Consider the following 8723-nt stretch of genomic DNA (forward strand, 5'->3'; position numbering starts at 1 on the left):
ATCCCCACCCCAACCCTCCCCTTGAAGGGGAGGGAGTGGAATTCCTCACTTGCCCGCCACCGCCGACACCGCGCGCAGCGTCAGGTAGGGCTTGTTCTGCGCATCCTTCAGCGCGTCCGAGTCCACATGCACGTAGTACGCGCCGGTCTCGCCGAGCTGCACCTGCGCTTCGTACACCCCGTCGCCCACCTCGCGTGCCGCGGCGTTCTGGCGCGTGCCGGACGGGGCGACGAAGTAGCTCACCTTCAGATCCTTGATACCGGTGCGCGGCGTGTCCTTCTTGCCGGCGACGAGGCGGAAGCGCACCGTCGTCTTGCCCGGCGCCTGCACCGTCACCGGCGCGGGCAGGAACTCGAGGCGCGGCACCGCGAGCTTGGCGTCGCTCACCGCGCCCGGTTTCACCTCGGCGCTGAAGCAGTGCAGCACCTGCGGCCGGTCGAGCATGAAGGCGACGTCGAACTTGCCCGACGCCGGCAGCGTCACCTGGGTCGAGAACACGCCCGGCTCGCCCTGCTTCATCGCGCGGTCCACCACCGTCACCGCGCGCGCCGTGTGGCCGCGGTTGAGGTAGCCGGTCATCGGCGCGTTCATGCCTTCCATGTAGAAGTAGGTGGTGTTGTTGGCGGGATTCACAACGAACACCGAACCCTCGTCGTTGCGCGCCGCGAGGCTCGCCGCCAGCGGCAGGTCCCCCGCCAGCTTGGGCGCCTCGCCGCCCGCGGCGAAGCTCTGCAGCACCGGCTCGCGGCCCTTGCCCAGGGTGTCGAGCTTCACCATCGTGACGCGCTCGCTCGCCAGGCCGCGCACGTAGGCGTAGCCCGCCGTGAAGGTCACCTGGTAGGGCTCGGAGGCCACCTTGATGTCATGCACGGCCTCGTCGCTGCCCGCGTCGACCACCGTCGCGACGCTCTCCAGCGTGTTCAGCGCGAACGCGAAGCGGCCGTCGGCGGTGAAGCGCACCGGCCCGAGGCCGGGCTTGGCCTGGATGACCTTGCGCGTCGCCAGCGTCTTGGCGTCGATCACGGTGATCGTGCCCGCCTGGCCGTCGGCGACGTACACCGCCTTCGACAGCGCCGACTGCGCCACGGAGATCGGCCGCGGCCCGGTTTGCAGTTCCTTCACCTTCTGCATCGTCGCCACGTCGAACACGCTCACCGTGCCCGAATCGCGGTTGCTCACGAAGGCGTGGCGCGAGTCGTCGCTGAAGGCGATCTCGTGGTGCCCCTTGCCGGTCGTGAAGGTCTTCACTGGCTTGAAGCTGTGGGCGTCGATCACCGTGACGCCGCTGCGGTTGGGGTCGCGCGAGTTGTTGCCGACCCACACGTAGCGCCCGTCGGGCTGCACCGCGACGCGCACCGGTTCGTCGCCCGCATCCACATCCTTGACGACGCGGAAGGTGGCCGCATCGACCACCGCCACCTGGTCGGCGACCGGCATCGACACGAAGAGATGCTTGCCGTCGGGACTCTTCACCCAGTCCACCGGCGGCCGCTTGAGCATGATGCGCGTCAGCGTGCTGGTCACGCCGCCCACCGAGGTCAGCGGGTCGATCACGCTGATGCTCGGGTCCTTGTTCAGCACCAGCAGGTAATAGCTGTTGAGGTCCACCATCGGCCGCACGCCGACCACGCCCTTCAGGTAGAGCGCGATCTTGTCCTTGCATTCCTTCTGCTCGTTGGCCTTCGGGTTCGAGATCACGTGCGCGAGGTCCAGCCACGCGCCCGGTGCGAGTCCCGGCACCCCTTTGCCGGTGTTGGCGTCGGTGATGCGGAAGCGGATGTCGGCGAGCCCGCCCTCGACCAGCTCGGTGGCATCGCCGGCCGGGCGCGCTTCGAAGTCGATCGCGACGCCGTCGCGCACCAGGCGTCCGCTGGCTGCAGGCTTGGCATCCGCCGCTGCGGACACGGGGGCGGGGGCAGCGACGGTCGTTCCCGACAATGCGCACGAAACGAGCAGCGAAAGTGTTGCGAAGCGAATCTTGCTCACGGTGGTCTCCCTCATTTTCGGAGCCGGCCCCAGGCCGTCCCTTGCTGCGAAATCCGTGGGATGGGGGCGCCGTCTCCGCGGCGCCCCTGCATCCGTCAAAAAAAGCCGGGGAGTCCCACTGCCATGAAGACTCCCCTAAAAAACGCACCCGAAGGCGCGTTCCGGACCGTCTGCTCCGGCCGGGGCGCGGCTGGCAGAACCGCGCCCCGTGTTTGCTGCGTGATGCCGATTGCAGCTGCGTACTGCGTGTTGCTTGCCGGGTGTTGCTTACTGCACCCGCACGATCCCCCAGCGGCCGCCCAGGTTGCCCAGCGACTCGAAGTCGCGGTACAGGTAGTCGCCCGGGATTGCGTTGGCGCCGCCTGCGCTGGCCAGGTTGAAGGTGAAGTGCGAGGCCGGCAGGATGCTCTCCTGACCGCCCAGGAACATCCCCAGCGGGTTGAACAGGATCCGCGTCGAACCCACGCCGAACTTGCGCGACGGATAGCCGCTGGGATCGGTGTTGTTCGCGCGGTACGGATCGCGCTGCCACACGTGGCCGTGGAGGCCGAAGGTACCCATCCGGCTGCCGCCCGACGCCTGCACCACGTGGATGCGGAAAGGCATGCCGCGATTCACCGTCAGCACCGGGGTCTCCGGGTCGCCGCCGACCAGGCTGTTGCTGTAGGCCATGTTGGCATTGGGCACTGCAGCGAAGCCTGCACCGTTGGCGTGACCGAAGGGCGCGTCCGGAGCCTTCTGGAAGCGGAACCACAGCGGCTCGACCTTGTAGTTCACCGCCATCGCCGAGTTGTCTTCCGGATCCTCATGAATCATCGGACCTTCGGCGGCGACGTTCTCCACCGGTTCGCCATTGGCCCAACGCACATTCAGACCCTTCGCCCACTGCAGCGCGAAGTCACGGTAGGTCGCAAGCTCCGGCTTCGAGGTCTTGGTCACCGTTGCGGCGGCGCGCATGTTGCTGTCCTCGACCCAGGTCGATTCAGGCGGCATGGCGACGAACGCACCGTTAAGCCCCTTCTGCGTCTGCTTGACCTTGTCCGCCGGGATGATGTTGACCCCGCCGAACTCGATGCCCACCGCGGTAACGGTGTCGGTTGCCTTCTTGATGGTGGATGTTTGCGCAGAGAACGCGCGGCCCAGGTCTCCTACGTAGTATTGATAGGACGTCGTCGGGTACGGATCGGTGGCATTCGCGCGCGGTGCGACCGTCTGCACCGGGTTGATACCCACGTTGGTACCGTCGGACTTGGTCACGTCGTACATCAGCAGCTGGGTGTGGAGGCCAGCGTGCGCGGACGGACGCATCAGGTTGTTGTTGAAGCTGGTGGTGCCCACGTTGCTGTAGCGGTCACGCACGACGACCGGCGACATCAGGTTGGGCGACGGCAGATCGGGCATCACTGCCGGCAGCCGGTTCTCCAGCACCACATTCACGCACTCGCCGGACGCCGCACGCATCACCAGGGGCTCGACCGGGACGCCGGCTTTCAGCTTGCCGGTGGTCGGATCGAGGTCGTCCTTGCGCACGTACATGATTGCGGTCGGGTCGTGCAGCGGGCCGGATTTGCCGCCGATGGTGATCGACTCACCCGTTACTTCGTCGATGATGGTCGCAGCCGGGATGCTCGTCGGACGCGAGTTGTACACCAGCGTGCCGCCGTTGGCCTTGAGCGGGCCGCCGACATGCTTGCCTGCGCTGTCCGCCATGCCGATGGTCAGGCCGAGCGGGTTGGACAGGACGTCGTTGGCGAGCGCCACCACCACGTTGAAGTTGCGCTGCTTGACCGGCAGCACTCCGAGCTTCGGATCGACGTAGTTCTTCGGGCAGATGCCGTTGAAGTCCCCCGTGTTGGTCAGGCTGACCGGCAGCGGGTTGTTCGGCACCGCGAACAGGTCGGACTGCAGTTCGGCGTAGTTGCGCATCACCCCCCACGTGCCGTTCCAGTAGCCCTCGATCGACGGATTGATCGAGTACATGTAGTCGGCTGCGGTGCGGTTGGGATCCGCGTACATCGCCACCGGCATGCCGAGGCTGAACTGCTCGGAGATGCCAGCCATCTGGCCGTTACGCCAGCCGGAGTTGCCTGCCGCGCCGAAGGCCGAACCGCTCTGCAGCCACTTCACGCCGTGGATGCTGACGCTGTGCGCCTCTTCCTGGCCGCCGGCCTGCACCCGGACACGGACGATGTCACCCGCGTAGGTACGCAGCATCGGCGTGAAGGGGTCACCCGGCTTGTCGCCCGCCTTGTTGATGTGCGGCGGGAAGATCGTGATGCCTCCGGTCGGGCCGGTCGCCTGCCTGATCGAGCTCGGTGCTTCGTTGAACGCTGCGATCTTGCGGTCGGTACGGCTCTGCAGTGCATACGCCAGGTCACCCGCGAGCCCGTCCGCCTGCATCCCCGGTTTGCCGTCGGGGCCGATCTTGGTCGGGTCGTAGATGCGCAGCGCCACCGGTTCGTTGCGGTAGTTCACCACGAACATTCCGGGGTCATCCGCCGAGATCGCCTGCGGGCACGGACGGACCGGGCAACCGACCTTCTCGCCACCGGCGACGATGCGCTGCATGTCGGGGAAGATGGGCAGCGTGGTCTTCTTCGCCGGCGGGTTGATCGCGAAGCGGAAGCTGTCCGGGCTGGTCGGGTACTTGACCGGGTCGGGGATGCCGTCCGGACCTGCACCGACATACACGCCGGCTTCATACGCATGCTGGAAGTCGGTGAACTCCAGGTAGAACTCGCGGTAGCTGTCATCGACCTTGTCGCCGTCGATGTCGCCACTGCTGATCACCGCCTGCCAGGAAACCGGGCCGCCGTCCGCACGGGTGTACAGCGGAGCGCCAGTCTCGGCCTGGTACCACTTCGAGCCCGCCGGTTCGGTCAGCACGGTTGCGTACAGGCCGACCTGCTGGTGGGTCGAGGGACCATAGTGGTCATGCGTGAAGATGTTGCCGAGACCGCGGTCGATGTTGTACTGGTTGAACAGCGGGTCCGCGTACCAGCGCTGCTGCGTCGTGCGTGCGCCCATCCAGTCCGGACGATTGAACTGTCCGAAATAGGGGTGAGCCTTCGGCACGGGGCAGACGTTGGTGCCGTCGCGCGGGTCGGTCGGTTCGGTGCAGTGGTTGAAGTGGCGGACCGCGTGGATGCGCTCGACGACGGCTCCCGGGGCGAGCGTGCCGTCCTCATAGTTCCAGCCGTTCGCCGCGCCGTCCGTGGTGGAAAGGTCCCACTTGGGCAGGTGAATGTGCTGGCCGATGATGTCGGTCGGCGTGCGCACCTGGTAGTCGTCCAGCTCGTAGAACTCCGGCACCAGGTTGGTGTGGTCGTACATCGCGCAGTCGTACGTGTTCAGGCGCATCACCAGCGGCTCGGGCGGCTGCTGCTTCGTGATCACCGGCATCACGTCCTCCCACAGCGCGATGATGCGCTGTTGCGGGAAGTGGTAGCCGGCCTTGTTGATCACCGCGTCGAACTGGATGTTGGCGCCCTTGTACACGCGCGGCGTGCTCGCGTTGTACTGCGAGGCCTGGCCGGTGTACCACGACGTCAGCGTCGAGCCGCCATACCAGGTGCCCGCTCCCGCGGCGCTGGTCAGCTGCTTCTGCGTGTCGTCGATGCACGGCTCGGCGAACGGTGCCGCGACCGAAGGCTTGGCGCCGTTGGTCTTGAAGTTCGCCGCTGCGACCGCGGTGCCGCTCGGGTTGGCCGAGTAGCTGGCGTGGGAAGGCTTCGAGTGGAAGTTCATCGCCGCCTGCTCGGCATCCGTCCCCTCCTCGGGGAAGAACACCGCCTTCGCAGCCGTGAGCTTCTTCAGGAAGTCGACCGGGCTGGTCGTCACGATCGCCGTGGTACCCGAAAGCGTACCTTCCAGCGTGTGCCGCGGCAGACCGCCGTCCCAGCCGCCCGCCTGCGCCGGCACGAGGCCGTCCCACAGCGGGTTGGCGCCGTTGACCAGTTCCTGGGCCTTGGCCTGGGTGAGCATGTCGAGCGGCGGGGTCGGCGGACGCTGCCCCATCGTGCTCTCGATGCCCGCGACCCAGAACGGATAGCCCGGGTTCTTCAGCGTGCCGTCGCTGTTCTTGTTGGCAGCGCTGCGGTCGATCTGCGCCTTGGAACCGGCGACGACATCGACACCCGTGGCCGGGTTGGTCACGTACTTCGTGACCACGCTCACCTGACCCGGCATCGGCGGCATCGCCTTGCCCGGCAGCGGCACCACCGCGGGGATCGGCGCGCCGACCACCAGTTCGCCGTCGGGATAGGCGCGCGCACCCTGGGCAGGCGTGCCGTCCTTCAGCGCATACGGCGTGCTGTGGTAACCCTTGGTGCCGTTCGACACCGCGAGCTTCGTGCCGGCCTCGAAGGTGTCGTGGATCCGCCACATGTACCACATCCCCTGCGCGAAGTGCGGGTAGAAGTGGCAGTGGTAGATCGCGTCGCCCGGCGAGCGGTTACGGTTGCCCGAGCCGCCATTCACCATTTCATAGGTGTAGCCCGAGCCCGGCCCGACGCCCTGGGCGTCCAGATAGTTGGAATTGTCGTCGTTGGGGTTGAACAGCCACTGGTGGTTGTGCAGGTGGTACACATGCTGCTCCTGCCCCACGTGGATGTTGCGGTACTTCACGAAGTCGTTGATGTAGCTGTGATGGACGTTCGCCGGATCCTGCGGATACAGCGCCTTCGTTGCCTTGATGCCGGTGGTGCCGGCGGGCGGAACCTGGCCCGGCTTGAGCGCCTCGAGGCCGACGTTCGCGGGAATGTCGACCAGCTGCGCCGGATCGCCGACCACGTACGCGGTGAGGAAGAACTCCTCGTACGCGCACGAGGTGCAGTCGTGCATCGGGCCGACGCCGAGGCGGTTGGCGATGATCTCGGATCCGATGCCGCCGGAACCGTAGTTGATCATGAACGCGTCGCGCGTCGCCTGCAGCACGTAGCCGAACACCGGGTCGTTGTAGAAGCCCGGGAAGGCCTGCGCGGTCGCCACTTCGTCATGGAAGATGGTGCTGAAGTCGCGGAACGGCTCGAGGCGGTTCGGGTAGGCCGGGTTGCGCTTGCCCATGCTCTCGAGCGGGTAGGTCGATGCGGGGAAAGTACCGTCGGCGTTCGGGCCCAGCACCACGGCGTCGATCTCGGTATGCACGATGCGCGTGCCGTCGACCATGTTCACCACCAGCTTGCCGGCTTTGCCTTCGCTGATCCACGGTTGTGCGTTCGGATAACGCGCCTCGTAGTTCACCACCGGCTGGCCGGCCGCGGTCAGTTCGCCCGCCGCTGCGGTCAGCACGCCGTCGCCGTTCTTGTCGGCGGCAATGCGCATTTCCTCTTCGGACAGGACGTTGCGGTAGGCGCGGCCGCCCTTGGGCAGCACGGTGAGCTGGCCGAATAGGCCGCTGGCGACGTTGCCGGCGGTGCCGTCGGCACCGAAGGTCGCGCCGTAGCTCGTCACGGCGAAGGTGCCTTCACGCTCGCCGTACACCGTGTAGGTCTTCGTCTGGCCCGGTGCCGCCAGCGCACTCATGTTCTTGCCGGTGTTGTCGCCCATGTCGGCGATGCTGCTGACCGCCTGCACGCCCTGCGCGAAGAAGCCCACGTTGCGGTCGGCGACCTGGTCGTCGATGTGCATCTCGGGCGGCACCGCGTCGCGCGGGTTGGCCGTCGGGCTCAGCAGGTTGGTCAGGTTCACGGTCAGGCATTCGCCCGCCGCGATGCGCAGCACCAGCGGACGCGGCCGCTTGTCGGCGCGCAGCTTGACGTTGCCGGCGGACTTCGTGCCGCCCGCCGCGAGCGTCTTGCCGCTCGAATCCACCACGTCTTCCTCGAGCGCATACATCATGCCGTTGATGTTCTGCGCGCCGAGCCGGTTGTACATCAGCGGCTGGTCGAGTGCGACCACGTTGGCCACCAGTGTTTTCGTACATGCGATGCCGGCGGTCGTCGTCGTTCCGCCGCCACCACCGCCACCACCACTCGGCGGAGCTGCCTGAGCCTGGCCGGCGGCGAACAGTGTCGCCCCGGTCAGCATCAGCAGGCCGGCCAGCTGCGTCAGCCGGCCTGTATAGCCGGCTGCGGCTGGCGCCCGCCCTTTCGGATAAAGGTACTTCATCGTCGTTCCCCCCACGGTTACAACGCTTCGGTCCGCGCTGTGCTGCAGACCCCGGACCCGCGTCCGGCGGACTGCACCGGGCGCGAGCCAAAATGGGAAAATCCCGTGGGCCATCTCGCAATCGTCGTGCCATTACAAAAAATCACGATTTTTCAACAACTTGAATTTTGCCGGAGCGAAAAGCGGGGAAGATTCCCCATTTTTTCCCCGCAACGCGGGTGGGGTTTCCCCACGCAATCCCTGCAACGACGCGGCTTACCCTGACCGGGTTGCGCCGAAAGTCGTACCGGTTACGGCAAGGTCATCCACGCGGGTACGCGACAACTTGTGACAAATTTGGCTTTGGCGACCGATTGCCCATGTTGGGCGCGCGGACTTGCCGTGATCGCGTTAAAAACGGGGACAGCGCCCCGGAATTGGGGAATAGTCCCCGGTGGACGGGCGCGGAGGGGGGTGGAGCGGTGTGTTTCGTGTGTCGCGGTGCTCATTAGCAGGTCCCTTCCCCTTCAAGGGGAAGGACAGGATGGGGATGGGTTTCTTTCAGGCGCTTCGGCGTCAACCCATCCCCACCCCAGCCCGGGAGTCTCCGCTTCGCACCGCCGCTCCGGCGGTGCGGAGCGGTGCTCCGC

General features: G+C 66.6%; 2 protein-coding genes. Both read right to left on the reverse strand.

The features are described 5' to 3' along the window. Window positions 1-45: 45 nt before the first annotated feature. Entirely contained in the window at window positions 46-1986 is a 1941-nt protein-coding gene (locus GPA27_RS27185) for a cytochrome D1 domain-containing protein (protein WP_256223138.1), read from the reverse strand. A 267-nt stretch (window positions 1987-2253) separates the two neighbouring features. Next, window positions 2254-8094: a manganese-oxidizing multicopper oxidase MnxG gene (gene mnxG, locus GPA27_RS27190; protein WP_169143544.1), complete on the reverse strand. Its 5841-nt coding sequence runs from the start codon at window positions 8092-8094 to the stop codon at window positions 2254-2256. Window positions 8095-8723: the final 629 nt, after the last annotated feature.

Source organism: Aromatoleum toluolicum, assembly GCF_012911005.2.
GTDB lineage: Bacteria > Pseudomonadota > Gammaproteobacteria > Burkholderiales > Rhodocyclaceae > Aromatoleum > Aromatoleum toluolicum.